Annotated in this window: 27 protein-coding genes; 4 read left to right on the top strand and 23 right to left on the bottom strand. The window is 48.4% G+C overall.

Going from position 1 to position 24,902, the window contains the following annotated elements:
* Positions 1–607: 607 nt before the first annotated feature.
* From BBEV_RS01225 to BBEV_RS01185, 9 genes are all read right to left on the bottom strand, one after another.
* Positions 608–883, bottom strand: a complete 276-nt coding sequence (locus BBEV_RS01225; protein WP_069363797.1) for a cupin domain-containing protein — start codon at positions 881–883, stop codon at positions 608–610.
* Between the two features lie 27 nt (positions 884–910).
* Complete coding sequence (locus tag BBEV_RS01220) at positions 911–2,176, bottom strand: TRAP transporter large permease (protein ID WP_069363796.1); 1,266 nt, start codon at positions 2,174–2,176, stop codon at positions 911–913.
* The gene (locus BBEV_RS01215; protein ID WP_069363795.1) at positions 2,173–2,658 is read right to left on the bottom strand and encodes a TRAP transporter small permease; all 486 of its coding nucleotides are present in this window, start codon (positions 2,656–2,658) and stop codon (positions 2,173–2,175) included. The genes BBEV_RS01220 and BBEV_RS01215 overlap by 4 nt, the downstream gene beginning before the upstream one ends.
* A gap of 124 nt (positions 2,659–2,782) precedes the next feature.
* The gene (locus tag BBEV_RS01210; RefSeq protein WP_069363794.1) at positions 2,783–3,874 is read right to left on the bottom strand and encodes a TRAP transporter substrate-binding protein; all 1,092 of its coding nucleotides are present in this window, start codon (positions 3,872–3,874) and stop codon (positions 2,783–2,785) included.
* Between the two features lie 31 nt (positions 3,875–3,905).
* Entirely contained in the window at positions 3,906–4,541 is a 636-nt protein-coding gene (locus tag BBEV_RS01205; RefSeq protein ID WP_069363793.1) for a bifunctional 4-hydroxy-2-oxoglutarate aldolase/2-dehydro-3-deoxy-phosphogluconate aldolase, read from the bottom strand.
* Between the two features lie 18 nt (positions 4,542–4,559).
* Positions 4,560–5,120 (bottom strand): 6-phospho-3-hexuloisomerase, encoded by a 561-nt coding sequence (gene hxlB / locus BBEV_RS01200; protein ID WP_069363792.1) that lies wholly within the window; start codon positions 5,118–5,120, stop codon positions 4,560–4,562.
* Positions 5,117–5,764: a 3-hexulose-6-phosphate synthase gene (gene hxlA, locus BBEV_RS01195; RefSeq protein WP_324609535.1), complete on the bottom strand. Its 648-nt coding sequence runs from the start codon at positions 5,762–5,764 to the stop codon at positions 5,117–5,119. The genes hxlB and hxlA overlap by 4 nt, the downstream gene beginning before the upstream one ends.
* The gene (locus BBEV_RS01190) at positions 5,739–6,692 is read right to left on the bottom strand and encodes a sugar kinase (RefSeq protein ID WP_069363790.1); all 954 of its coding nucleotides are present in this window, start codon (positions 6,690–6,692) and stop codon (positions 5,739–5,741) included. The genes hxlA and BBEV_RS01190 overlap by 26 nt, the downstream gene beginning before the upstream one ends.
* A 45-nt stretch (positions 6,693–6,737) precedes the next feature.
* Complete coding sequence (locus BBEV_RS01185) at positions 6,738–7,742, bottom strand: LacI family DNA-binding transcriptional regulator (RefSeq protein WP_069363789.1); 1,005 nt, start codon at positions 7,740–7,742, stop codon at positions 6,738–6,740.
* Between the two features lie 375 nt (positions 7,743–8,117).
* Between BBEV_RS01185 and BBEV_RS01180 the strand changes: the two genes are divergently transcribed.
* From BBEV_RS01180 to BBEV_RS01170, 3 genes are all read left to right on the top strand, one after another.
* Complete coding sequence (locus tag BBEV_RS01180) at positions 8,118–9,452, top strand: HRDC domain-containing protein (RefSeq protein ID WP_069363788.1); 1,335 nt, start codon at positions 8,118–8,120, stop codon at positions 9,450–9,452.
* Positions 9,453–9,633: 181 nt separating this feature from the next.
* On the top strand, positions 9,634–10,014 hold the full coding sequence (locus tag BBEV_RS01175; RefSeq protein ID WP_232318239.1) for a hypothetical protein: 381 nt from the start codon (positions 9,634–9,636) through the stop codon (positions 10,012–10,014).
* Positions 10,015–10,032: 18 nt separating this feature from the next.
* Positions 10,033–10,329, top strand: coding sequence for a helix-turn-helix transcriptional regulator (locus BBEV_RS01170; protein ID WP_069363787.1), 297 nt, complete (start codon positions 10,033–10,035; stop codon positions 10,327–10,329).
* A gap of 49 nt (positions 10,330–10,378) precedes the next feature.
* Here BBEV_RS01170 and BBEV_RS01165 read toward each other — a convergent pair whose 3' ends face one another.
* The 12 genes from BBEV_RS01165 to BBEV_RS01110 form a co-directional block, all read right to left on the bottom strand.
* Positions 10,379–10,639 carry a DUF1643 domain-containing protein gene (locus BBEV_RS01165; RefSeq protein WP_069363786.1) on the bottom strand — a complete coding sequence of 87 codons (261 nt, stop codon included), beginning with the start codon at positions 10,637–10,639 and terminating at the stop codon, positions 10,379–10,381.
* On the bottom strand, positions 10,639–10,884 hold the full coding sequence (locus BBEV_RS17745) for a CapA family protein (protein ID WP_069363785.1): 246 nt from the start codon (positions 10,882–10,884) through the stop codon (positions 10,639–10,641). Before BBEV_RS17745 ends, BBEV_RS01165 begins: the two co-directional genes overlap by 1 nt.
* Positions 10,884–11,084 (bottom strand): hypothetical protein, encoded by a 201-nt coding sequence (locus tag BBEV_RS17740; RefSeq protein ID WP_069363784.1) that lies wholly within the window; start codon positions 11,082–11,084, stop codon positions 10,884–10,886. The genes BBEV_RS17745 and BBEV_RS17740 overlap by 1 nt, the downstream gene beginning before the upstream one ends.
* Positions 11,085–11,091: 7 nt before the next feature.
* Positions 11,092–11,478 (bottom strand): nitroreductase family protein, encoded by a 387-nt coding sequence (locus BBEV_RS01150; protein WP_069363783.1) that lies wholly within the window; start codon positions 11,476–11,478, stop codon positions 11,092–11,094.
* 79 nt (positions 11,479–11,557) lie between these two features.
* On the bottom strand, positions 11,558–11,815 hold the full coding sequence (locus BBEV_RS01145) for an amidohydrolase family protein (protein WP_069363782.1): 258 nt from the start codon (positions 11,813–11,815) through the stop codon (positions 11,558–11,560).
* 209 nt (positions 11,816–12,024) lie between these two features.
* Positions 12,025–12,336 (bottom strand): hypothetical protein, encoded by a 312-nt coding sequence (locus BBEV_RS01140; protein ID WP_198155037.1) that lies wholly within the window; start codon positions 12,334–12,336, stop codon positions 12,025–12,027.
* Between the two features lie 523 nt (positions 12,337–12,859).
* Positions 12,860–13,987, bottom strand: coding sequence for a hypothetical protein (locus BBEV_RS01135; RefSeq protein WP_157100887.1), 1,128 nt, complete (start codon positions 13,985–13,987; stop codon positions 12,860–12,862).
* Positions 13,984–16,542, bottom strand: coding sequence for a gamma-glutamyltransferase (locus BBEV_RS17950; protein WP_069363779.1), 2,559 nt, complete (start codon positions 16,540–16,542; stop codon positions 13,984–13,986). The genes BBEV_RS01135 and BBEV_RS17950 overlap by 4 nt, the downstream gene beginning before the upstream one ends.
* Positions 16,543–16,545: 3 nt before the next feature.
* The gene (locus BBEV_RS01125) at positions 16,546–17,763 is read right to left on the bottom strand and encodes a CapA family protein (protein WP_069363778.1); all 1,218 of its coding nucleotides are present in this window, start codon (positions 17,761–17,763) and stop codon (positions 16,546–16,548) included.
* Between the two features lie 52 nt (positions 17,764–17,815).
* The gene (gene pgsC, locus BBEV_RS01120) at positions 17,816–18,268 is read right to left on the bottom strand and encodes a poly-gamma-glutamate biosynthesis protein PgsC (protein ID WP_069363777.1); all 453 of its coding nucleotides are present in this window, start codon (positions 18,266–18,268) and stop codon (positions 17,816–17,818) included.
* Between the two features lie 28 nt (positions 18,269–18,296).
* The gene (gene pgsB / locus BBEV_RS01115; protein ID WP_069363776.1) at positions 18,297–19,478 is read right to left on the bottom strand and encodes a poly-gamma-glutamate synthase PgsB; all 1,182 of its coding nucleotides are present in this window, start codon (positions 19,476–19,478) and stop codon (positions 18,297–18,299) included.
* Between the two features lie 250 nt (positions 19,479–19,728).
* Positions 19,729–21,297 (bottom strand): C40 family peptidase, encoded by a 1,569-nt coding sequence (locus BBEV_RS01110; protein ID WP_069363775.1) that lies wholly within the window; start codon positions 21,295–21,297, stop codon positions 19,729–19,731.
* Between the two features lie 349 nt (positions 21,298–21,646).
* On the opposite strand from BBEV_RS01110, the gene BBEV_RS01105 reads away from it, so the two are divergent.
* Positions 21,647–22,555: an LCP family glycopolymer transferase gene (locus tag BBEV_RS01105; protein WP_084007458.1), complete on the top strand. Its 909-nt coding sequence runs from the start codon at positions 21,647–21,649 to the stop codon at positions 22,553–22,555.
* 185 nt (positions 22,556–22,740) lie between these two features.
* On the opposite strand, the gene BBEV_RS01100 is transcribed toward BBEV_RS01105, so the two are convergent.
* Both BBEV_RS01100 and BBEV_RS01095 read right to left on the bottom strand, forming a co-directional pair.
* Positions 22,741–24,051 (bottom strand): C40 family peptidase, encoded by a 1,311-nt coding sequence (locus BBEV_RS01100; protein ID WP_084007457.1) that lies wholly within the window; start codon positions 24,049–24,051, stop codon positions 22,741–22,743.
* Between the two features lie 397 nt (positions 24,052–24,448).
* The gene (locus BBEV_RS01095; RefSeq protein ID WP_069363772.1) at positions 24,449–24,898 is read right to left on the bottom strand and encodes a VanZ family protein; all 450 of its coding nucleotides are present in this window, start codon (positions 24,896–24,898) and stop codon (positions 24,449–24,451) included.
* Positions 24,899–24,902 lie beyond the last annotated feature (4 nt).

Here is a 24,902-nt window from a genome sequence, read left to right as displayed (position 1 = left end):
CCGACTTTCTCGAATCAGGAATGTAAAGCCCCCCACGCAAAAAACCTGCCAGGAACTTATCCCGGCAGGTTTTCATTATATGCTTCTTTTATGCTTCACTGGTCACTGCTTCTCTGTCTTTTTGTCGTTTTCCCCGGATAAACCGGCTCGTAAACAGCACGGCCACGATACCGATCCCGATTAAGTCACTCAATCAATATTGATTGATGAGCACAAGAGCGGCAATCAGGGCAGCGAGTCGCTCAAACCAGTAGTATTCGATGACGAACCCCTTTTGAATCACGGACGTAAACGCAATGATCCGCACAAGCGCCGTGAAGAACTATGGCAAAGAAAGTCGGATCCGTAATGAGCACGAACACCCGGGAAATGAGTTATCCCTGCAGCAACTTCCTCACTGACACAGGTTCACTTTTTTAACCCGATGATGGTATGCTGCGACACTTCAAATCGATAAATTTGAATTCATCGAAGTCATAATGATCACTGTCATGATAGAATTCAGGATCAGCAAAAGGAAACCGATGCGCGGATCGCCGCGCCTTCTCTATTAACCTGAAAAATCACCCGGGCAAGTCATGCGTCACATGACTCGCCCGAGTGAAGCTTACAAAAGATCTTTTCGAAGGGGGGTGAAGACATCGAGGAGCGTGCAGTCGTCAATGACTTTCACCTGGTGTTTCGCGTTGGCGGGGACGTATTGCACATCTCCCTGCCGCAACATCCGCTTTTTTCCGGATAATTCAAATTCAATGATTCCCCGTTCTACATAGCAGAGTTGTTCTTCCGGGTGGTAATCGATGTCGCCTACAAACCCGGCTTTAATATCAACCTTGACCATCATCAAGTTTCCCTCTGCCATCAATACCTTTTTTTTCACCATATCATCAGATTCCTTTCACCATGGATTTTATTCAGTAAACAGCATGACATCCGGGAATAATACGATTAACAACAGAACAAAGAGTACGATAAAGATATACGGGATGACCGCCATAAATGAACGTTCGATCGAGATGTCTCCTATTTTTGCTGCAAGTAACAAGCACAGACCATACGGTGGCGTCACAAGACCGACAGCGAGCGAAATAATTGTAATCAACCCAAGCAGAATCGGATCGATACCAAATGCTGTGGAAATCGGCAGCACTACCGGGATAAAGAGAATCATCGCCGGGATCGCATCCATGAATGTCCCGATAAACAGGAAGAACAAAACAACGATCAGAATGAACACCCATCTGCTGTCGATGTTATTGGTGAAGAATTCAGACGCAATCATAGACAGTTGATAATAACTCATCAACTCTCCCAGCGCACTTGCTGCAGCCAAGGCAAACAGGGACAGTGAGCTGAGGGTTAACGTATCGACCATAATCCCGTACAGGTCTTTGACTTTCAGAGTGCGGTAAACGAAAAAACAGATCAACAAAGTATAAATCGAAGCAAATGCCGCGGCTTCAGTCGCCGTGAAAAAACCGGTGATGATCCCGCCGATCAGAATGACCGGGGTCAAAAGCGCGGGAAATGATTGAACAAACAGTTTCAGAAAATGAACAAGTGAGGCTCTCTGGTTCTTCGGATAGCCTCTTCGAATCGACAGAATAAAGACGAAGATCATCATCCCTAAACCAATCGCAACCCCCGGAATGATCCCTGCAAGGAATAAAGCACCGACAGAGACATTTGTTAATCCCGCAAAGATAATCATCGGTATACTCGGGGGGATAATAACACCTACCGTTGAAGAGGCTGCCGTTATCCCGACGGACGTTTCGGCATCGTAGCCCTGTTTTTTCATATTCGGAATCAGGACTTTCCCCACACCTGCCGTATCGGCCTGTGAGGCTCCGGATACCCCGGCAAACATCATGGACACAAGGATATTGGCATGTGCCAGCCCGCCGCGGATGTGACCGACAATGGATAATGCAAAATCAATGAGTTTTTGAGAAATTTTACCGGAATTCATCAGATTGGCCGTCAGGATAAAGAGCGGGACTGCCAGCAACACGAATGAATTCAACCCGTTCAGCATACTGACAGGAACCCTGACCTCCGGTATATAGTCTATATTCAATATTCCGACGAAGGACACGATCCCAATGACGAAAGCGATGGGCACACCGATGAACATCAGGATCACAAAGGTTGCAATCAAAAACCATCCGATCATTGTTTAGCCTCCTTCTTCAGTAAGCCTTTGATGTCGTCAACGATATGCTCCGCCATATAGATCATCATCGTGAGTCCCATGACCGGAACCGCAATCCACACATAACCCATCTTCATGAAATTCAGAGAAGCCCAGTTATAATTCCAGAAGTTTGTGACTGCATCAATGCCATAGTAAAACAAGGCGAAACTGAACAGAAAAATGACCGTATCGTTAAAGAGACTTAACGAAGCCCTTAACCTTCCTTTAAACTTCGTATACAGGAAATCAAATTTGAAATGTTCCTTACGGTAGATCATAACGGATGCGCCCATGAAGATCGCCCAGATGAATGAATACCTGGCCACATCACCAGTCCAGATCACAGAAATCCCCAAAAATCGCGTGGATACCTGGATGATCACGGCCGTAAAGAAGATCACCAGCATCGCGACACCAATCATCAGTTGAACTTTTTCAATCCAAGCAACAGCCTTTCTCATGCATATCCCTCTTTTCAAACATAGTAGACTTTACAGGTTATGTATGTCTTATAGCAGCAATAAAGTCCACTTCTCCGTTATGTAAGGGGGAAAGAGCGGAACCCCGCTCTTTCCGATCCCGGTATTAACGCATATCCCTGATCTGTTCAAGGAGATGTGTCACGCCGATTTCTTCCGCTACTTCATCTTGAAGTGGTTCAGCAATCTCAATGAATGGTGTCTGGTCAATTTCATTGACTTCCCCGCCATCATCGAGCAGAATCTGCTTGTACTCATCTTCTTGCTCATAAAGCGCCTGTCTCTCCGCTTCTACTGATGCTTCAGCAGCAGAAAGCAGAATTTCCTGGTGCTCTTCTGAGAACGATTCAAACCGTTCGTTGTTAATCAACAGAAAGCGTGTTGTATAGTCATGACCGGTTTCCGTTGTATAGCGGCCATTGTCTGTCTCATGGTGATTTTGCTGCACGAAATACGGGTACGCGTTTTCTGCACTGTCAACGACATTCTGCTGGAGGGCCTGATACAGTTCGCCCCAATCCACGTCAGTCGGAACTGCGCCTGTCTGACTCCAGAAGTCCGCGACAACACCTGACGTCTGCGTCCGGATCGTCATGCCGTCCAGATCGTCAATTGACTCCAGCGGCTGTTTGCCGTAGTAGTGTCTGACACCGGCAGTCCAGTAGCCAATCATCTTAAACAGATCATCGGACTCCTCCTGGACAATCTGGGCAATCTCGTCCCCAACTTCACCATCGACCGTTTGTTCCCAGTGCTCGTAGCTCTCAAACAAGTACGGCAATGCAAAGAGGTCAATTTCCCGAATGCCTGTATTACTCATGAACCCTGGGGATACGAGGACAACGTCCGCACCGCCGACTTGTAAGCTCTCCACCAGTTCTGCTTCATCCGTTCCGAGTGTACCGGCATGGACTTCGACTTCAATTGAACCGCCAGATTCACTTTCGGCCGCTTCTTTAAAGGCCAGTAAACCATCCTGATAAGGATTTTCCGGGTCCGTCTGGTTATGAGCGGCTATAATTTTGATGGAATCCCCGTCATCAGCTTCAGCGTCTGCATTTTGATCATTGTTGTTTTGTTCCTCATTGCTGTTGTCTGCAGCTCCTGTGTTGTCAACCTCCTCATTGTTGTTGCCGCATGCGGCAATCACGAGAATGGCTGTAAGAAGTACCAACATCATTACTACTTTTTTCAACATACTTTACACCCCTTTAATTTGATTAATGTACTCATGATTCCTTTTTCAGTGCCTCTACATAACGTCTGGCTTCCTTCGTCAATGCAGCAAAATCTTCTTCATTATGAAGATGGTTCGGGTTGACAAGGTTACTCCCAATCCCTATCACGACACCCCCTTTAGCAGAATACTCAGCAACATTATCCAAATGAATCCCGCCAGTTACCATGAACGGAATCGTAGGGAAGGGCCCTTTCAAACTCTTTACATAGCCCGGTCCAAATACATTTGCCGGAAAAATTTTCACCATGTCCGCGCCGCTCTCATACGCTGTGAGGATTTCCGTTGGCGTCAACGCCCCTGGAATACTGATGACCCCGTACCGTTTTGTCATACGAATCGTGTCCGAATTCACGGTCGGTGAGACCACAAAGCTTGCACCTGCCATAATCACGCTCCGGGCGGTTTCACCATCAAGGACTGTCCCGGCGCCAACATAAACGTCCCTTCCGAAATGCGTAACGACCAGATCGATCAGCTTTGACACCCCGCGTGTTTCCGCAGTGATCTCAACGGCATGAATCCCCCCTTTCGATAAAGCGCTTACAATATCGATAATGTTGTCTTCGCTCGCTTCGCGAATAACTGCAACCAGCTGCTGTTTTTGCAGTGCTTCCACATTGTTCATCGTCTGAATTCCTCCTTCTCACTCCAGATTTGCGTGCCGCGATGCCATTTGCTGATTGACATCCTCCGAACCGGCCGTTTGCCGGGTCACCCAAATAATCACCGCGTCCAGCAGAAGGTGAACCGACTGATCAAATTGATTGCCTAAAGGCTGTATCGTATCCGGTTCATGACTCTTTCTGAATTTGGTCGCCGCTGGAAAAATCAGGACCCCATCACTCACCTCACCGATGGTTGACTCTTCAGCTGTTGTCACCAGGAACACCCTGGCGTCCATTTTTTTCGCTGTCCTCGCATATTGATAGCTGCCTTCAGTGGAACCGGACCCGGAAATCGCAAGTAATAAATCCCCGCTTTGAATACTCGGTGTGATTGTTTCACCGGTAACATAGACTGTGAACCCTGCGTGCACGAGGCGCATCGCAACAGCTTTACCCATCAGGCCTGAGCGACCTTCGCCTGTGATGAAAATCCGGTTTGCCTTGATGATTTCCCGGCCCAGCGCGATGGCCTGCTGTTCATCCACCTGATCCAACACGCCCTTCACTTCGTTGACCACTGCTTTTACGGTTTCTTTCATGTCAGCATCCCTTTCAGTTTCCGGCTTTCCTCCACCGGTGAATCTGCACCGGTGATGGCACTTCCGACAATGACGATATCAGGTGCCTGCGTGACGACCGCAGGAAGGGTCGAGGCATTGATGCCTCCTGCAACCGAGACGGTTAATCCCGCGTTCTTCACAAGGTCAAACGCACTGACCGTCAGCCCTGCTTCCTGTTGCATATCCTTCCCGATATGAAGACTGACGAGCGTAACGCCAAGCTGTTTTAATTCACTCACTCTGCGATGATCGGTGACCTGCAGCAGATCCACCATCACTTCTTTTTCATACTGTTTCGCGACGTCGAGCATGGCGGTGATGGTGGCATCAGCGGCAAAGGCCATGACCGTCACAACGTCCGCCCCGGCTTCAAAAGCCTGTTTTGCTTCGTGTTCGCCGGCATCACACGTCTTCATATCCGCCACGATCCGGTGATGCGGGTACTTCTGTCTGATCTCCCGGACAATCGCCATCCCGTACTCTTTAATCACACCGGTTCCGACCTCAATCCAGTCGATTTGCCGGTTCGTCTGTTCAAGCAGGTCAAAGCATTGATCCCGTTCAAGTCTGTCCAAAGCCAATTGAAGAATCATGATGTCACCTCTCGATAAATTTCTTTTCACCCGTCTCAACAAGAACATCTTCCAGATAAGGCAGCCCTTCGTTATCGCCGGATACGCTGACCACCATCGCCCCGATGGTATTCGCAAACCGGAGGATCTTATCGAGGTCCCAGTTTTGCAGCAGCCCATAGATAAACCCGGCATCAAATCCATCGCCTGCCCCCACGGTATCGACCACTTTCCTGGGCTTGACTGCGCCTTTATGGATCACCTGATCAGGATCAAAACCGGCAGCACCGTCGCTCCCAAGTTTGATAGCCCCGTAGCGGATCCCGAATTCACGGCACTTGGCCAAAACGTCGTCCATCTCCGTTACCCCAAAGAGCAGTTCCGCTTCGTCTGTACCGGTCAATAGCACATCAACGTCGGGTAGAATCGTCGTCAGTGCGGTCCTCGCTTCTTCTTTACTCCACAGCTTCAGCCGTATATTCGGGTCGAGCGACACCAGAACGTTATGTTTTTTCGCCAGCGAACACGCTTTTTTAATGAGCTCAACATTTTTATGCTGATCCACCGCTGCAAACACGCCTGTGACGTGAAGAACCTTCGCCTGTCTGATGTATTCTTCGTTTAACGAATCCACAGTCAGGGTTTCTGTCGGTGATTTCTCCCGGTAATAGAATGTTCTCCCACTGCCGTCTTCCATAATTTCCTTGAAATTGAGTGAGGTCGGGTAACCGTCCACAAGCTTCACTTCCGAGATGTCCACCCCTTCCCCTCTGACAAAGTTCAGGATATGCCGCCCAAACTCATCATTTCCGAGTCTGCTGATCCATCCGGTTGATAAACCGAGCCGGGCACAGCCTATGGCAAAATTCAGCTCTGCCCCTCCAACATTCCGGTGAAACGACTGGACATATTTCATTGGCCCTTTCACCGCCGGGTTAAATGTAATCATCGCATCACCCAGTGTAATGACATCCTTCAACGCATCCACTCCCCTTTCAACGCATTACCGATCAGTTTCTGTTACTCAACATGAATCTCTTTCAATCAATTCCGGCTCAAAGCGGTGGACTTCTTCATCAATCGCTCCATTTTCGTCCTGGATTTTTTTCATCAGGAGTTCTGCCGCTTTTTCGCCCATTTTGAATGCCGGCTGGGACACCGCTGTCAGTGCCGGATTGTAGAAGCTGGCAAAAGATACATCATCAATACCGATCAGCGCAACATCTTCTGGGATTCGTAAAGACTTTTTCTTGATGAATTTCAGTATTTCCATTAATGCCAGATCATTCCCCGCCAACAATGCCCGAGGCGGCGCCTGCAGGGAAAGCATCTCTTCAAGCGCCGCTTCGAAATGTTGCAGATCCAGACTCCTGATATAGTCATCCTTCACCGGAATCCCGTGCTTTTCGAGCGCCTTTTTGTACCCCTTGATCCGATCAACCCGGGGCGTGATATTGCGCGTGATCGATGTCGTCATGATCCCGATGCTCCGGTAGCCCCGGTCCACGAAATGATCAACGGCCAATGAAGCAGCTGCCTCGTTATCCAGGATGACTGCCGGAAAAGCGAGATCCTCCAGCAGCCGGTCCATAATTACCAAGGGGTATTGACTCTTTTTCATTCGTTTGAATAACGCCGTGTTTCCCCCGGTGGGAAAAATGATGAGCCCATCGACTTGTTTGGCATGCAGCATCTCGATGTAATTCTTTTCTTTTTCCGGATCGTCATCGGCGTTACAGACTATTGTATGAAAGTCATGTTCGTGACACACATCCTCAATGGCCCGGATGACCTGCGTTGAAAACGCATGAAGAATATTTGCCACAATGACGCCGATGGTTGTGGTCGATTTCTGTTTTAAACTCCGGGCCACAATGTTCGGGCGATACCCCAGTTCTTCAATGGCATTCTCGATCCGAAGCTTTGTTTCTTCGCCCATATATTGATATCTCTGGTTCAAGTATTGCGACACGGTACTCTTCGAAACATTGGACTGCTTTGCAACATCTGCAATCGTAATTGACTTCATAGGAACCTACTCCATTTGTCAGATATTTGTTTGAATAATGATTAAAAACCTTACCAAATCGGTTTAGTAAATCGATTTATTAAATTATAAAACACATGTAAGCGCTTTACAAGTGTTTTTTGAAATTTTCTGATTCATTCCCTCGATTCGTTTTTCTTCACTTCTTTGCATCTACTGACAGGAGCGCATTCCGGTGGAGTTGCATATGTGTCAGAAAAATTGATCTACCTGTATCGGGTTGCTCGGATTCTGACCTGTTACTTACATAAAACCTCCTCCTTTTCTCTTTTTTTGTTACAATTGTCTTGCGAATTCCAATTCCCGGTAATACCCTGGCTACCTGCCATCCAAAATCTGAACAATGAGGTGCTGCCCATGGCTTTTCTGAAAAACGTCTACCATGCATTGTCGAACACCCGTGACATGAAAGAACCTGAAGTCTACAAAGCCTTTCAGGAAAAATCACCGGTCATCACTGAACTGACCCGGTTGAAAGAGAGCGGAGATCCGGCCATAGACCAAAAGAAGGTGGAGGACCACCTTAAATTATTCACCATCGGTCATGCCGGGGAGAAAAGCGTCTTTTTTGAATTGCAAAACGCCATGCTGCCGATGGTCATCCTCCACGATGTCTACATACAATACAAAGGCTACGAGGCCCAGCTGGATTTTGTCATCATCACACACAAATTCATCCTGGTTCTTGAAGTGAAAAAAATGTTCGGGAATATCCATGTCACAGAAAAAGGGGACTTTCAACGGGTCATTACGAATAAGAACCGAATCGTGAATAAAGAGGGCATCTACAGCCCGGTCAACCAGGTGGAAAGGCACGTCGGGATTCTTCAGAATCTCTTAACCGATGAAGGAATCATCAAACGGTTCCCGGTGAAGTATGCCGTGACGTTCGCCAACTCGAAAACCATCTTGACCATGGCCAAGAAAGCGCCGAAAAAGATCCAGCAGTGCGTGATCCGCCACGACCAGATCAAACCTTTTATCAAACGTGAACTCGAACAGGACTCTCCATCATTTCTCCTCGACAAAGAGGTGTACCGGATCGCTGACGCCGTCCTGAAGTTTTCCGCGGAAAAACCGTTCAACCGAGAACCTTATCAGAGAAAGGGATCACCGGCACCAACCGACCTACCTGAGGAAAATGAAGTTCTCAGCGAGGAGAAGACCCATCTGAAAACGGCACTTTTAGCATTCCGCCATGAGCGCGCTACAGAAGTGAATACAAACCCGGCGCTCATTATCCCGGATGACGTCCTGCATCAGCTCGTAAAGAAAAAGCCCGTCACCATCAAAGAACTCGCAGCCGTTCAGGGCATCGACTTTGAGCAGGTCGAACAGTTCGGGGCGGACATCACGGGCATCATCCAGACTGCCGTTGACACACGCCTCTCGCCGCCTTCAACAGACGAAGCGATTCAAGAAGATCCCGTACATAAGGCATCACGAGATCAAACCCGCGATCAACGGATCGACACTTTGAGAAATGCGCTCATGAGCTTCCGAACGACACGTGCCAAAGAACTGAACGCCAAAGCCTACTACATCTTCACCAACAAAACCATGGAAGCCATTCTATTGAAGGCGCCCAAAACGATGGAAGAACTGCTGGAGGTGGAAGGGATCGGCCCGAAGAAGGCGGAGGAATTCGGCCAGGAGATACTGGCGATTGTCAGAGAGAGCAGGGGATCTTGAAAATCCACCCTCAGATATAATGAGATCCCTTGTAACAATTGTTGATCATTGGTTTCATTTTTTTCAAAATTGACCTTTGATAGCAAATATGCTATCAAAAATTAAATAATTGCAGTGAGGTCATGCCTATGACTTATGAAATCATCTACAGAGGTAACGTTAAAGCATTTGAAAATACTTTTTGGAAAACGTCGCTCAAGAACAACGAACAAAAGGAAAGGGTAAATGGACCAAATTCGCAGACATTTATACAAGACAGTTAAGTTTAATTGAACATTACCCTCATCCCGAAACAATCGAAGACGAGTTAAACGAAAATCAGATACCGCCTTCAATTAAATACATTATCGCAAATAAAAGCTATAATAACTTTTATCGTTGGGGAATTAATGGGGGTGCAGTCGGTAATCACCGCATCATATTCGCCTTACACAACTTCTCAAAAGTCATTTTACTGTATCAATTCGATAAACAATACAACGGGTTGATCAAAAGGGAACATATCCAGCCTGCTGAAGAAGTATATGAAGAGTATAGTAACATTGATCCACCGTTATATTAAAAAGAAAGGATGAATCACATGAGTGATTTTTTCAAGAAGTACGCAGATATTGCCGACGACAAACACGTCAATCAATTGAGAATTCAAGGTTACCTGGCAGCCGAGATTAAGAAAAGAAGACAGGAATTGGAAATGTCCCAGCAGAATCTCGCAGATAAAATAAGTAAGCCGAAATCAACAATCGGCCGGATCGAAGCAGGATTGAATTCTCCAAATCTGAATACACTTTGCGACATTTCGATGGCACTCGATCTCCCACTCACCATTGACGGACGAGCTATTCATCAATCGAAAACACCAACAGCATCCCAGTGAATCACCGGGATGCTGTTTCTTTGAGAATGTAAACACTTATCAAGTGAAGCTACATAAAAAAGTGAGAATAGTCAGGACAACAACCTGTAACTAGCCTTGTCGAATGAGGATCAGGTTCAGATATTTTTCGAATGACCGCCTCATTTTCCGGATCGCTTTCTGGAAAGTCACCTTTTGTGGCGTTACTTGATTTAATAATGGCACTCGTGTTGATGACGATAACCCCGCCATAGGAGAGCTCAAGTAAATAACCCGTCAAAAAGTCCACGTTGCCATCTCCCCTGATCGCATCCGCATAGCTCGGGTTCATCAGAAACGCAGCGGCAACGGGCAACTTCGGTTCCCACCTTCTCCTTCCCAGCCACTGCTGTAAGTGCTCATTGCACCAATCAGGGCAACGCGGCTGTTTATGGTTTCCAAGTACCGGGGCTGACTGGCTTCTTTCAGCGAAGCCCCTGCGCCCGCATGAACGAGTTGCCGCTTGTTCAATTCGCGTTCCGTTGCTCGTATTCCACCGTGCAGGTAGTCGAGTGTATAGTTATTTGCCCAATTCATCAGATTGAAACCATAGCCCAGGTGCCACCACTGACAGGGGCAGGAAAACTTTCACCCTTGTGGGTGGTCACTTCCAGGTTCGTAAACCGGACATCGGCCGATTGAAACCAATCCCGGAATTGTTTTTGGACAGGATCATCTCCGGGCGTTCTCCTTGTCATAAAACTGTCTCCAGTCAGAATCAGTTTCACAGTCATCATTCTTTTGTTACTTCCTTCCAAGTCCCTTGGACTGGGCCGCAAGCAGGGCATTTTCTGCGATGATGCCCGTATCAAGCGCCCCTACGAGCAGGTTATCAATTTCCTGCAGGTGCAAAGGTGTTTCATACCTGTTCGCCAGCATATGGTGTTTATAATAGTCGATGAGAAAAACAGACGCCGGGGCCACGTACTGCTGTCCCCCGGCGAGTTCTGCCAAACGTCTTCGTTTTGCCGGACCTTTCACGCGGATGACGCTGTAGGGTTGCAAGTGATGCGATGTCGGGGCTTTTCGCGCACCTTCGAGGATCTCTTCGATCAGGGCGTCCGCGACTGGGTCCGGTTTAAAAACACGCACGGAACGGTGTTCGTTCATTTGTGACAGGACTTCTGACATTACGCTTCACCTGCCGATTGATCGCTAGGCGTAATCAACTGGCCAAAGCCCGCTTGACCGGTCATTTCACCGTTCAACATCACAATCGTCCCCCGGACCATCGTCCGCACAGGGAGGCCATACGAAAATCCGTCTTAGCCGTAACTTTGCTTTTGTTTTGCAGGCTCTCCCGGGGGAATACTTCCTTTTTGTCCGGGTCGATGAAAGTCAGATCAGCATCGGTCCCTGGCTGGAGTAACCCCTTTTGCGGGTAGATCCCGTGCTGCTTCTCCGGCTCTTCCGACAGCAACTGGACGGCTTCGGTGATTGCGATCTTCCCTGCGTGAAAAGCACTCAAAACAAGTGGCGCAAGCGCCTACACGCCGCACATCCCCACTGGAATGGCCCAGAGATTCCCGTATTTTTTCCGCTTCGGTGTGCAGGGCGTGATCGGAACAAATATGCGAAATCGTCCCGTCCTGCACACGGGCCCAAATCGTGTCCTGGTCTTCTTTGTATTTCACCGGTGGATACACCTTCATCTGAGGCACGACTTGGGGATAATCTTCATTGGAGAGAAATAAGAAATGAGGACAGGTTTCCACGGTAATCTGAAATCCTTCCTCCTGCGCGGCTTTCACGGCGTCCACACCCGAGCCGCTCGAGACGTGAAGGACGTGGAATCGGATGCCTTGGCACTTCAATGCCCGTGCCCACTGTCAAGCGTTCGGCGAGCGCCGGACGTGTTGCCATGAGGTCTTCATACGTTCGCTCGGCCTCCGGCTTTGCCTCGACTTCCTTCGTCAAGGTCTGGATCAGATCATTGTTCTCTGCATGTACCGCGAAGGTCTGGCCGTTTTTCGTCACTTCTTCCATCATCCGGTACACCTCTCCGTCGTCAAACGGCTGGATCACAGGAGTGGTTCGCTATGACTGAACAAGAAAAAAGATTGGAATATCTATCCGAATTGCTAGATTTAATCGAGGTGTATTCCTACAAACGTGACCTTCCGATTGGTGAAGATCGTAATGCTTTTTCAGCCGTTTGAAATAACTTTGCGATCTTCTCGATTTGGACTACGAAACGTTCAAAAAAACATTTAACATCAACGAAATCTGAACCTGAACGGAATTCCATTTTGGAAATGCTCTGAACGTTCATCCCTGCCCGTCTTCCTCAATCAATACCTTTATAGACAGAAAACAAATCAACGGTAATAACCAAAAACAAACATCAGCTATGAAAAGATGGGCCTAAGAACTTGACTTCCCGCTTTTCCAAAGTCCGCTTCACGCCGCTTCGTCGCTTAATTTCTGAATCCGACCTCTCGTGACGTGCACTTTACTTAGCCTCAGCCGAGACACTGATCGCTCGATTTGCAGCTTGCAGAAAAAAAGCCCCTTACTCACCTGTGAGCAGGGGGCTGATGTACTCTCTGGTCCATCGGTATGCATGCGTTTCGGAATAAGCTGGAATCCTAACCATATGCGCCATCTGTCGTTCATCGTAATGGTTGTAGATCGTAAGCTGGCTGATTTGTTCTGCAATAACTTCCTGCAAATCTGCCTCTGCTCCGAGATTCAAACGGTCATTAATATCACTCGGGTAGAGAAAATACGTCGTGAAATGATCCACATTTCCCCGGTACAGTACGTCCATAAACTGATACAGCTGCCTGCGGACAATTTCGTTAATGTCGTTTGTGCCTTCTTCAATTCTCAATCCTTCTTCAATATGATCGAGGAGAAGATGAAGATCGATGATCACGACATCCGGATTCATCCGCCGCACGTCCCGTGTGATTTCAGAATAGACCGGCATCTCTCCGTGATCGATTTCAGGTGGCGGCAGTTCTCCTGCATCCTGTGCATCGTCGATTTCATCTTGTCGCACTTCATCCAAATAATCCCGTCTGATGGTTTCCACCCGTTCTGTATACTCAATCACGGAGCGCACTTCATCCGGGTGAATCGTGGTGAAATCCATCACCTGCTGTGTATTATAAAAAGTGGTTACGTCATCATTGAGCACTTGCACCCAGTAGGGGAAGTCCGTCCAGTCATAATCCAGACCCTCCCTCCAGTCCTCACGTGGCACCTCTTCTTCATCGGGCGTGACCGTGGATTGTCCAACGGCGTAGGGGTCCTCATGATCCTCAAGATCGTCAAGTTCTTCTTCACGCCCCTCGGATGCCTCATCCCACTCATAGCGCTCCCCGATGCGATCGTCGATGCCGGTTTCGCCGGCAAAATCCTGTCCGCTCAGGTACACAACATGAACCGGCTCCTCATTGTTCAGACGCCGCATCATCAGGCTTCGCTGCGCGGCAGGAAGTCCCTCCGTCATATCCTTTATTTCCTGGGAAATGTTATTGTTCTCGATCCACTCGTCACTGCTCAAAAAGACGCCTTCGATCGAGTTCACCTGACTTGTGGTCAAGGACGGATCCGGTGGAAGAAAAAGCATCATGGCCATAACGGCTACGAAAAATACCGGTGCAAACAGTTTGCCTCCTATTTTACGCATCACTCTGCATCTCCCTCCTCTTCAGGATCTGCTGACCCTGAATCTGTGGTACCACCACGCCTCGGGTCGGCGAAACCGCTGAAATCACCCTCTAAAGGATTCATCCGTAATGCCTGGACCGCTCCGAAGTACATCCCTAGTCGCTCGATTCCAGGATTGTGTCCCCTGGCTTCAAGCTCTGTAACCATCCGGTTATACACGTTGTCGCCATGCGCCTGAAATACCGGCTCAAGCCGCATTTCATAGCGCTCATTTGAACTGTTGTAACTGTATTGAAAACGCGGCATCTGCCTGATCGATTCTTCGAAGTCCATTCCGTATTGACGGTGGTGAAGCATCACCTGGGTAATCATCATCGGTATTCTCGCACCACCCGGTGACCCGATGCCGATCATTTCAGCAACGTTCCCATCCTCATCATGTTCAATGAACAGCGTCGGGGTCATAAAACTCCTCGGGCGCCTTTCAGGATAAGGTTCATTAATCGAGCCGACGGTTTCACTGAAGTTACTCAGCTGATCGTTCAAGAAGAAGCCTTTGAAAAATTCGCCGGAACCGAAGAAATTACTCAGTGTGTGTGTGGATGTAATCATCCGGCCCTCCCGGTCAATAATGACGAAGTGGCTTGTATTCACGTGCTGATCGATTTCCGATCGGGCATCGAAAAAACTATCGGCCGAAGCAAACAGTCCTTCATTGTCCGGATTCTCGTGAAAGACTTCCGTGCCGGATTCCTGTTCATCCGGTCCATCCGGATCGTCGAATTCTCGCCGCTCTTCCCGTTCTTCCAATTCCGTATTCCAGGCCTCGTAGAGCTCAATCAGTTTTTCACCGCTCGTCAGATGCTCTCCGCCTCGTTCTCTCGCCCGCTCTGACGTATTCGGGTCGCCGATATTTGTCAGACGGTCCTGATACGTAACGAAGTTGATCCCGATCACTTTTTCCATATAGTCCAGATAGGATTCGATGTCCGAAATGATTTCTTCTGTCGTTCGCGTCTCTTCACCATTCCCTTCCGAATCTTCACCCACGTCACCCGCTCTCGGGTCTTCTTCAAGCTCGACCGCGGTTCCGGATTCAGCCTGCTTAATCGGGGATGCAAATTTGAATTCACGAACGGCATGCTGCCCTGTTTCCATATAATCAGCAAGCTGCAACGCTTGAATCAGCACCGGTCCGGCAAGCGGTTCAGGCGCCGAATAGATGTCGTACTTATCAAACGTTCCCGTACTGACCTCTTGATCCGTAATGATGTTGTAATCCTGAAAATCTTCCATAGTGAGAAGCGGATAGGCTTCAACCATGGCGGGTGCCAGTTCCTCCATGAAAAACCGGTCGAAGTCACCCATTTCAATAATGTCTTCAAGCGTTTGTGCCAGTTCGTCCTGAATCAGTTCTTCGCCCAGTGTAATTCGGGTATTATTCGGATAAAAATGCGGAATTTCAGAAGGGGACAGCCGCTCCTGAGCAAAATTAAACCGGTCCTGAAGATACTGATCCGCTAATACCGTGTTGGTGTCGATGTCTTCGGGTGTGTCAAAGTCTTCGCCTGGACGAGCCAGATTGACCGATGGCCGGAGCAGGGTTTCCATGTCATAGGTGGCATAGTTTTCATACAGGTGAGCCATGCCTTTTAAAAAGCCGGGAATCCCGAAGTCTTCCATATAATAATGGTTCCCCCACTGGGCGGGCGTGACCTCCAGCGTGTCAAGCGCTGTAATCAGTTCCTGCTCGGCTTCCGAAAGGTCTGAGAACTGATCTGTATCTTCTTCCACAACTGCTTCTTCTTCCACACTTTCACGGGTCTCTGTTCCCCATTCGCCTTCCGGTTCATCAGTCACCCATTCCCCGGTCTCTTCATCCCAAGACGGCGTCGGTGTTCCGATAAACTCTTCGACTTCACCGGCAATCGCCACAGCTTCCATGAGCGTCTCATTTCCCACTACCAGCTCGGGCTGTTCGAGCAGGTAATCAATCACATGCTGATACGGGTGCGCCTCCTCAGAAGCAGTCCCGGTCTGCGTATTATTCATTCCCTCGTCTTCTGCCTGTTGATTGAACCCTTCTGTAACCTGTACTTTAATATCCTCCCACTCTTCCGGTGTCGGTACTTCACCGGATTCGGTTACAAAACCAAGGGTGTCCGCTACCATGGACGGCGTAATCAGTGATTTCGGTGCCACTTCCCGGTAATCGATATAGTTGATTTCTTCACCCTCCGGCTCAGTCGGATCATATGCGATCATCGCACCTCCGCCGCCAATCCCGGACCCGTATGGCTCAACAACCCCGAGGGCAAAGGAGATCGCAATCGCAGCATCATAGGCATTGCCCCCGTCAGCCAGGATCTCTTTGCCGACGCTCACCGCTTTCGGATGCGCTGCACTCACCGCATAGACACCGGTTGCACCAGATTCCTCAAAGCTTGTCTCCTGAACCTCTCCGGCCCCCTCTTGCTGAGGCTGAATCTCAAAGTAGGCGAGTACGATCCAGATGATCACGAGAGGAATCCCGATGACATTTGTCAGATACCGGATGATTTTAGATGTGTTGCCCATAGGTTAATCTCCTTCCTCTAGTCCGAGGATATGGCGGTGATCGAGCGTCAAGGTGATCATCCCGTCACTGTTCTTTGTCCACTGGTCGTCTTCGAGCATTTTCGTGAATGTATTTTCCATCTGCAGCCGCGCAAGCGACGTGTTCATCAACGGCCGCGGCTGGGCATCACGAAGCGAAAATAGTTGCAGGGAGAGCGACGCTTCACCGTTTTCACCCAGCTCATAGTATGCGAGTGTCGATTGCTTCGACCTTGACCAGCCTTGATCAAATATAAAGTTCCCCAGGCTGTAAAAGACGACGCTGTCGTCAATGATTTCAACCGGACCTGGAACATTCGGGTTGTGACCGACGATTATATCCGCACCGGCATGGACCATAGCTGCTGCAATTTCCTGCTGCCTGGTCGTCACCTGGCTATCATAGTATTCGCCCCAATGGGCGTGAACAACGACCATGTCCGACTGAGAAGACGCTTCGATGATCGCACGCATCACATGGGCAAATACATCAAACGTTGCGACACCCGGCCGGTTGGAACGGACGCCTGCATCAAAAGCGATCACATCGGACATTCCAATGGTCGCAACAGTCAGCCCGCTTCCCTCCAGTTCCGTGTACCGGATATGATCAAAAGTCACGGGTCCGGTATTTGGCACCGACGTCTGGATGCCCGTAGCGTCGATTGCCGGGTGATCGTCAAAGCGGTCCCGGGTCTGGGTCATCCCGAGATAGTCATAATCAAAGATGTTGTTGTTTGCGATGTTCATCACTTTGAAATTCCGTTCTGCGAGCACATCAAGACTTTCCGGTTCAGCTCTCAGGTTGACGCTGAGGTCCAGGTTCGGAGACAGGTCACTGTCTGCCGGGATCACCGGGTGAGCGAAGTTGCCCGTGGCATAGTCGGATGCGGCAAAGAAGGGATCGGTATATTCAAACAGGTGGTCGTAGCCTTTTTGGTCCACGGCGTCCTGCACGTGACGGCCAAGCATCACGTCACCCACGAAGCTTGCAGTCAGGGCGTTGTTGTCACTGCGTTCAACGTCCGGTACTTCTGCCGGGGTATAGAGGGTTGAAGCCACAAGAAAGCCGCCTGTCACTGCGGCAAGGATCGACGTGTGGACAGGGAGCTGGCGTTTATGTTTTTTCATGATACGCAGGAAGTGTTCCTGCCAGGTGAGCTTGCGCGGTTTCGGTTTATTCGCGCGTAATTGGTCGACCATGGGGTCAGCTCCTTTATTGGTATCGGACTGTGCCGTTTTGCTTCATCTGCACTTAAAAGAACATGTAGTAGAGGCTCATAATGCCGAACGTGATCCCGCTTAAGATCATCGTACTGGTCACGGTAATCACGACGCCCTGCTTTTGAAAGCTGTTGGCAATCAGTCCCGGTACAATGACCCCGATCCCTCGCAGTTCATAGATCTCAAAAGGGATAATCGGATAGAAATAGTCGAAGGTCAGCTTCAGCACCACGCCGGTCAACAGCATGGCTGCGAACTTCCGTCTTCCATATAAAATCGTGATCCGGCTTAAGACGTGTACAACGATAAAGTAAATCAGCGTACTGATAAAAAAGATGGCCATGATAAAAAACGGCTGATCAAAAATCAGTGCCAGATACGCCGGGACAATGATTCCGCCAGGCAAAACGCCTGCTTTCTCTGCGTATAGAAGGCTGATGACGATCCCGACGACAAAGGTAATGTATAAATCCGCTCCAAACATAGTGGTTCAGCTCCTTATGATTTCGAGGTCAGGCGATGCTGACATCCTGTTCTTTTTCAAGTAATTCAAGAATGGCTTCTGCAGCGCCGTGAATGTTCCCGACACCAAACATGACATCGCCGTTGATCTGACCTTTGATGGCTTCGACCATTTCCCGGCTGGATTTCCCTTCAAGATTAACGAGGTGCTCCGCTTTAATATGCCCTTGACGGAATGCTTTTGAGATCGGGTCCGTTGTCTCACCGATGAGGACCAGTGTCCCGATCGCCATTTTCGGCAGGACGTCCCGGGCAAACTGTTCGGTCCGGTCGACCCGGTCCGCGCGGCAGTTCATGATGACGATCGGGTGATCGCCGTCATAGCCGAGCTGCTGCACACGATCCCAAATCGCCAGTGTGGAATGGGCATCGTTGGCCGCGAAGGCGTTGACGAACGGAGACGACTGCGTTTCGTGTCCTTCGATCGGTGTCACACGCAGGGCACCCGGGTCCGGCTGGGCATTCAGCATACCTTCCCGGGCGGTTTTTTCATCGATACCGAGCGCTTCGGCAATGGCAAAGCCCAGTGCTGCGTTCTCCGGAAAGATCACATACGAAAACTCACGCATATATTCTTCACTGATGCGCGAGGCGTCTGCGACGATCACGGTCGTATTGCGCTTGGCCGCTTCTTCTTTGTAAAAATCAACATAAGGGGAGTCATTAACCACCAGGTGCCCGTTTTTAGGAATCGTTGACACGAAGGAGTGCGCCACGTCGTCCAGTGTCGGTCCGAGGACGTCCATGTGGTCTTCGAGGACGTTGACGATCACACCGACATTTGCCTGCAAGAGCACGTCCTGAAAAACAATCTGATAGTCCGGGTTGACGGCCATACACTCACTGATGAGCGCTTCGCCTTTCATCTTGGCTACTTCGGCCACGACTTTTTTCTGTTCTTTGATGTTCGGCCCTTCCGGGTCACGGACAATCGGTGTTTCGATGTTCGTTGTCCAGGGGATGAATCGGGCTGAGGTTCCTGTCGTTTTGCCCACAGTACGATAGCCCGCTTCTTTCACAATGCCTGTGACGAGACGGGTAACAGTGGATTTACCGCGAACACCGTTGATATTCACCCGGATCGGGATGCTGTCGATGTTCTTTTGATGCCAGATTCGTTCAATAATCGCAAGAACGAGCAACATTCCTGCAAATAAAGGAATTAACCACATTTGTCGTGACTTCCTTTCATTGTTTAATAATAGGGTGAACACTTTTCCATTGAAACTTGATCACGTGTTTCTATTTATCATCATAGCCGAATGGGCCTTTGAAGTAAATGATCACCGTGAAGCGTAATGAAAACGTAAATATCAGATTGTAAAATGTTCATTACTATAAGACGTTTTAAGTCTAAAAACGTTTCGTTTTCATACAAAAAACAGCCCCCTCATTTTAGCTTGAAGGAACTGTTTGAAATTGTTATTTGACCCGGCCAACCCCAAGATAACGATCATCCCAATAGGTTGATTCCAGGTTTGAAATCGTAACACCCGTACTGGTTCCCGAATGAATAAACTGATTATTGCCAATGTAAATCCCGTTATGAGAAGGGCCTTCCTTGTAGGTTTCAAAAAAAACAAGATCACCCGGCCGAGGTTTTGACACTTCATCGACAGCCTGCCATTGTTCCGCAACAGTTCTCGGCACATCGACTCCATTCTGCTTAAAAATGTACTGTATAAACCCGCTACAGTCGAATCCTGATGGCGATACACCGCCAAATTGATAAGGAGCTCCGATGTATTCACCTGCATCTGCGATGACGTTCATCGGATCGTAGCTGTCCGGAGAAGAAGGGATTGGGGCAACGTCCAAGTATACCGAAGAGACTTCCTCAATCTTTTTCCAAACTGATTTTGTGACTAAGCCATCGTCAACCATCGACCATTGCTGTTGAAACGCTTGAACTGCCGAGCGTGTAATCGGACCAAAATACCCTGTCACATCATGATCATAGTGACCCGTGGCAGTGAGGCGTTCCTGCAGTTCATTGACCGGTGTCCCGGATTTCCCCTCTTTAAGGAGAAAATCCGAAGAAAGATCTGATGGAGGTAAGTCTGCATCGTTCGGATCACCGTTCTCTAAAGAAAGAAGTGAAGCAAAAGTCTTTGGACCAGCAATTCCGTCAGGCTCAAGCCCCTCGTTACGTTGAAAAGAAACGACGGCTTTTCGAGTTGAGGTGTCATAATTGCCGTTTACAGAACCTGAAAAATAGTCAAGATCTGCCAGACTATTTTGCAGCCGACTGACCTGCTCTCCCTCGCTGCCCTCTCGAAGCAGTATCGTATAGGCCGAAATTCGTTGGTCAGTGGTGTAACTTTTCACCTGCGGTTCAGTCGATGAAGCCTCAGAAGTTTCATTTGTTGATCCTGAAGAGAGTTCTTCGTTCAGTTTGCCTAATGTTAATGGACCGGCGATCCCGTCTACTGCCAGGTTTCTTGATTGCTGATATTTCCTGACCGCTTTTAAAGTGATCGTCCCGAAATAACCAGTCGCGGTGTCGTAATCGAAATAGCCTTTTTGTTTTAAGGCAGTCTGCAATCTTCTAACCTGCTCACCACTCATCCCTTCGCGCATGGTTGAACGGACAGAAAGTGACGTCACCTTCGAATCAGCAACAGTACTATGACTGGAGGATTCTTGATCGATTTCGGTTTGATCCGCTTCAGGCTTATCAGAAGGCAATGACTGCAGCGCGTTGAAGGTCAACGGCCCGACAATCCCGTCAGGGATTAACTGATGGTCTCTTTGAAATTGTCTAACCGATTCTTTAGTGATCGCTCCAAAATAACCGGTTGATGTGTGAAATTGAAAATACCCTTCCTCTCTGAGCAGTTCCTGCAGTTCTTCCACGCTCTCTGAAGACATTCCTTCATGGAGAGTTTCCAAGCCGAATGACGCTTTTGCTTCGGACGGTGCCACCATCATCACACTCGCCGCTGCCGCAACTGCAGACACCGGCAGTACTTTCGGACCCCAGTTTCGCATATCGTTGATCCTCCCTCTGTCAATCCAAATATCCCTCTATTTTATCTTAATTTATAAATATGTTATTTTTACTATAATTAGACACCCTTTCATTATCTACTAATTCCCCGTCCATTAACAGTAACGATAGAACTAAAAAAGAAAGAAATTCCTCATTTTATCCACCCTATGACAGATGATCAACCAAGTGTTCGGTTTCTTTCAACGAACATCGTTTTACATCGTTCTTTTCAAACGGTACAATGTAGTCTATAAAATACATCATTAAGAGGGGGCGTGGGCTCTTTTGTGAGCCAGTTTGAATATGGCACTAGAACGTTCCAAAAAAAGAAAAACCTTATCAAAAAAGATGAAATTCTTATTCATATCCGTAGCAATTTTATTATTGATGCTTTCTGCTGCAGGTGTTTACACCAATCAATTGTATCAATCGGCACAGGATACCGTAAATACAACCATGCAAGAAGACCTCGACCGCAATGGCGGATCCGAACGTCGGATTCATGAAGTCAGCCTTGAGGATAATGATGCTGCGAGCTTCCTTTTACTAGGTACCGATGGTGAAGGCAGCCATGACAGAGGCCGCAGTGATACCATCATGGTAGCCACGATGAACCCTGAGGAAGCCTCTTTGAAAATGGTGAACATCCCCCGGGATACGAGAGTTGAAATCCCCGGCCGTCCTGGAAAAGACAAAATTAATCATGCATATGCTTATGGCGGATCTGATCTTGCTATGGAAACTACAGAGCGCTTTCTTGACGTTCCGATTGACTATGTCATCCGAGTGAACATGGATGGATTCACAAGCCTTGTTGATGCTGTAGGCGGAGTGAACGTTTATAATGATTTTCACTTTGAGCAGGATCACTATGAGTTTCACAAAGGAAACATCGATTTAGATGGGGATCAAGCTCTTGCATACACCCGGATGCGTAAGGATGATCCGCAAGGGGACAGTGGGAGAAATGAACGTCAACAGCAAGTCGTTGAAGGTATTATTGATGAAGGTGCCAGTTTTCAGTCCGTGACCAGAATAGAAGAGATCATTGATAGTCTTGGAGACAATATTCGGACAAACCTTGATTTTGATATGATGAACACCTTGGTTTTTGATTACAGTCATGTGCGGGAAGATATACGTTCTCTAAGCATAGAAGGCAGCGGTCGCATGATTGAGAACATCTACTATTTGGACGTACCAGAAAGTGAACGATCCCGTATATCCGACCAATTAAATGACCATTTGGGATTATAATTAAAGCTGAAGGCCTTCTGGTGAATTCCAGGAAGCTTTCAGCTTTTTCAATTCAAAAATGAACATTTTAAAGTAGAATAAAGGGACAGCGGCAAAGTGCCACTACCCCAACAATTGACTTAGAACCATAAAAAAGGGAAACGAGTATGATCACTCGTTTCCCTCGATGATATAGGATACTGAGATCAGTTCAGTACGCGTACAACAACACCGCGGAAGTTGTTCGCCCAGTAACCTGAAGTCATGCTCGCATAAGCAACGCCTGTGGAGGACTGTGCACCGATGAAACGTCCGCCACCGGCATAGATGGCCACGTGACCGTTACGCTTATACGTATCAAAGAAGACGAGGTCGCCAGGGCGCTTTTCACTGGCTGAGATACGCCGGCCGGAATGAAGCATGGCATCAGTGGATGCCGGCAGATTCACACCGATTTGTGAGAAGGCCCAGCTGACATACCCGGAGCAGTCAAAGCGACCATTCTGAATGTCATGGTTGGAGCGTCCGCCACCGAATACGTAAGTCGAATTGCCAATGTAGCGGTGTCCTGCATTAATGACGGCGCCGGCTGAGCCGGATGCTCCGCCACTGTTATTCGATGCAGCCTGACCGCTGGAGGACCCACCGGAGGTGCTGCCGTTTGAAGTGCTTGTGTTTGATGTGTTATTTGATGTGTTATTTGATGTATTGCTTGCCTGTTGAGCTGCTGCTCTTTCGGCTTCACGCTGACGTTCGAGTTCTGCCTCGATTCGATCAGCAAGACTCGCTTCCTCTGCAGCCAATTCTGATTCCTGGCTCTCGAGGTCTTCGATCATCGATTCCTGCTCAGCAGTGTGCTCTTCCACTTCTTCACGTAGCACTTCCTGCTGTTCACGCTGATCTTCCATATAAGACTCAATGCCTTCAAGTTCAACCATCTGCTCATCGAGGCTATCGAGTGTCTCTTCAAATTCGGCCTGAACATCAGACAATTCATCTTGTTTCAGTTCAAGATCTTCAATGAAATCGTTATCCGCTTTTGCGATTTGGGAGATCGTCAGCACACGGCTGATAAAATCGCCGAAACCTTCAGATCCAAGGATGACTTCAATATAGGAGGACGTCGGTCCACCATTACGCTGATAAGAACTCGCTCTGTCTTTCAAGAGGTTAAAGCGCTCTTCAATGTCGGCTTCAAGGATTTCAATCTCTTCCTCGAGCTCTTTGACACGGGCTTCGTTTTCGGCGATTTCTTCCTCGGTCTGATCCATTTTTTCCTGGTTCGCCTGAAGTCCGTCTTCAATGTTGGCGATCTGTTTCTCTATGTCTTCAATCTCGGCCATTAAATCTGCAAGTTCCTGCTCAGCTTCTGATAGTTCGGATTGAATGTCTTCGCGCTCATCCTGTACATTCTCACGTTCTGATTCCAATTCTGAAGTGGCTTCTGCAACATTATGTACACCAAACACTGTAAACGACCCAGCTAACACTGCTGCAAGAATAAATGATTTTTTCACCACGTGCTCCCCCATTCGACAAATCCTGATATTTTTTCTTCACATCTGCTACTTTAACACCACTTCATTGCATGAGTATGTGTAAAAGATTACAATTGTATTTCAATCGGGGTAAACAATTCTGATAATTATTCCGGATCCTGTCATAAAAGGGTTCATCACGTATAAACAATTCACTTTTCCACGAAAAAAATCACAGATTTTTGTCTTGACGTTAGGCGAAAAGACATGCTTATTGGGTTATGGGCTGATTTTCTGATAAATTGTCGAATACATGCGAAATAACTGCACCGGATATCCGGTGCAGTTTTGACTATCCCGTGACTGTACGATGGCTGGCATACCGAGCTGCGAATGGCACTCCCAATCAATGCCGATTCCAGGGGGAGAAAGTCTGTCAGGCCCGTTTTTTCCAGCGGATGAGCCCGTGAATCGCAAGATAGATGATGATTCCCGTCACCGCACCGGCGCTGTCAATCACCACATCCACCGGGTCCCCGACGCGTCCGGGGATAAACGTCTGATGGTACTCATCCGTTGCGGCATAGATCGTGCTGATGAACCAGCTGAAGAACACGGCTTTTTGTATCAGGATCCCCGATGTGCGTAAGGCGTGCAGAAGCAGCATGCCGAGCACTAGGTAGACGACAAAGTGCGCGCCTTTTCGCACCAGGGCATGGAGCAGTCCAATCTCAAAATCAATCAACGGCAGCCAGGTCAGGATCGAGTGGAGTTGCTGCGTGATGCCCGAACTGAGGGCAGCAGATTCCTGTCCGGGCTGGTGAGAGAAAAAGAAGATCAGGCCCATCCAGAAGACAACGGCCAGCCAGGCGATTTTTACATGCATGTGA

Origin of the sequence: Salisediminibacterium beveridgei, from assembly GCF_001721685.1 — a bacterium.
GTDB lineage: Bacteria > Bacillota > Bacilli > Bacillales > Salisediminibacteriaceae > Salisediminibacterium > Salisediminibacterium beveridgei.
The sequence above is the reverse complement of the archived record's forward strand: the minus strand, read 5'-3'. Positions and strand labels throughout refer to the sequence as shown.

Bases quoted from the DNA above. Each gene is read 5' to 3' on its own strand.
- BBEV_RS01225 (WP_069363797.1), bottom strand. From the start codon at position 883: ATGGTGAAAAAAAAGGTATTGATGGCAGAGGGAAACTTGATGATGGTC.
- BBEV_RS01220 (WP_069363796.1), bottom strand. From the start codon at position 2,176: ATGATCGGATGGTTTTTGATTGCAACCTTTGTGATCCTGATGTTCATC.
- BBEV_RS01215 (WP_069363795.1), bottom strand. From the start codon at position 2,658: ATGAGAAAGGCTGTTGCTTGGATTGAAAAAGTTCAACTGATGATTGGT.
- BBEV_RS01210 (WP_069363794.1), bottom strand. From the start codon at position 3,874: ATGTTGAAAAAAGTAGTAATGATGTTGGTACTTCTTACAGCCATTCTC.
- BBEV_RS01205 (WP_069363793.1), bottom strand. From the start codon at position 4,541: ATGAACAATGTGGAAGCACTGCAAAAACAGCAGCTGGTTGCAGTTATT.
- hxlB (WP_069363792.1), bottom strand. From the start codon at position 5,120: ATGAAAGAAACCGTAAAAGCAGTGGTCAACGAAGTGAAGGGCGTGTTG.
- BBEV_RS01185 (WP_069363789.1), bottom strand. From the start codon at position 7,742: ATGAAGTCAATTACGATTGCAGATGTTGCAAAGCAGTCCAATGTTTCG.
- BBEV_RS01180 (WP_069363788.1), top strand. From the start codon at position 8,118: ATGGCTTTTCTGAAAAACGTCTACCATGCATTGTCGAACACCCGTGAC.
- BBEV_RS01170 (WP_069363787.1), top strand. From the start codon at position 10,033: ATGAGTGATTTTTTCAAGAAGTACGCAGATATTGCCGACGACAAACAC.
- BBEV_RS01165 (WP_069363786.1), bottom strand. From the start codon at position 10,639: ATGAACCCGAGCTATGCGGATGCGATCAGGGGAGATGGCAACGTGGAC.
- BBEV_RS17745 (WP_069363785.1), bottom strand. From the start codon at position 10,884: ATGAATTGGGCAAATAACTATACACTCGACTACCTGCACGGTGGAATA.
- BBEV_RS17740 (WP_069363784.1), bottom strand. From the start codon at position 11,084: ATGATGACTGTGAAACTGATTCTGACTGGAGACAGTTTTATGACAAGG.
- BBEV_RS01150 (WP_069363783.1), bottom strand. From the start codon at position 11,478: ATGTCAGAAGTCCTGTCACAAATGAACGAACACCGTTCCGTGCGTGTT.
- BBEV_RS01140 (WP_198155037.1), bottom strand. From the start codon at position 12,336: ATGATGGAAGAAGTGACGAAAAACGGCCAGACCTTCGCGGTACATGCA.
- BBEV_RS17950 (WP_069363779.1), bottom strand. From the start codon at position 16,542: ATGGGCAACACATCTAAAATCATCCGGTATCTGACAAATGTCATCGGG.
- BBEV_RS01125 (WP_069363778.1), bottom strand. From the start codon at position 17,763: ATGGTCGACCAATTACGCGCGAATAAACCGAAACCGCGCAAGCTCACC.
- pgsC (WP_069363777.1), bottom strand. From the start codon at position 18,268: ATGTTTGGAGCGGATTTATACATTACCTTTGTCGTCGGGATCGTCATC.
- pgsB (WP_069363776.1), bottom strand. From the start codon at position 19,478: ATGTGGTTAATTCCTTTATTTGCAGGAATGTTGCTCGTTCTTGCGATT.
- BBEV_RS01110 (WP_069363775.1), bottom strand. From the start codon at position 21,297: ATGCGAAACTGGGGTCCGAAAGTACTGCCGGTGTCTGCAGTTGCGGCA.
- BBEV_RS01105 (WP_084007458.1), top strand. From the start codon at position 21,647: ATGAAATTCTTATTCATATCCGTAGCAATTTTATTATTGATGCTTTCT.
- BBEV_RS01095 (WP_069363772.1), bottom strand. From the start codon at position 24,898: ATGCATGTAAAAATCGCCTGGCTGGCCGTTGTCTTCTGGATGGGCCTG.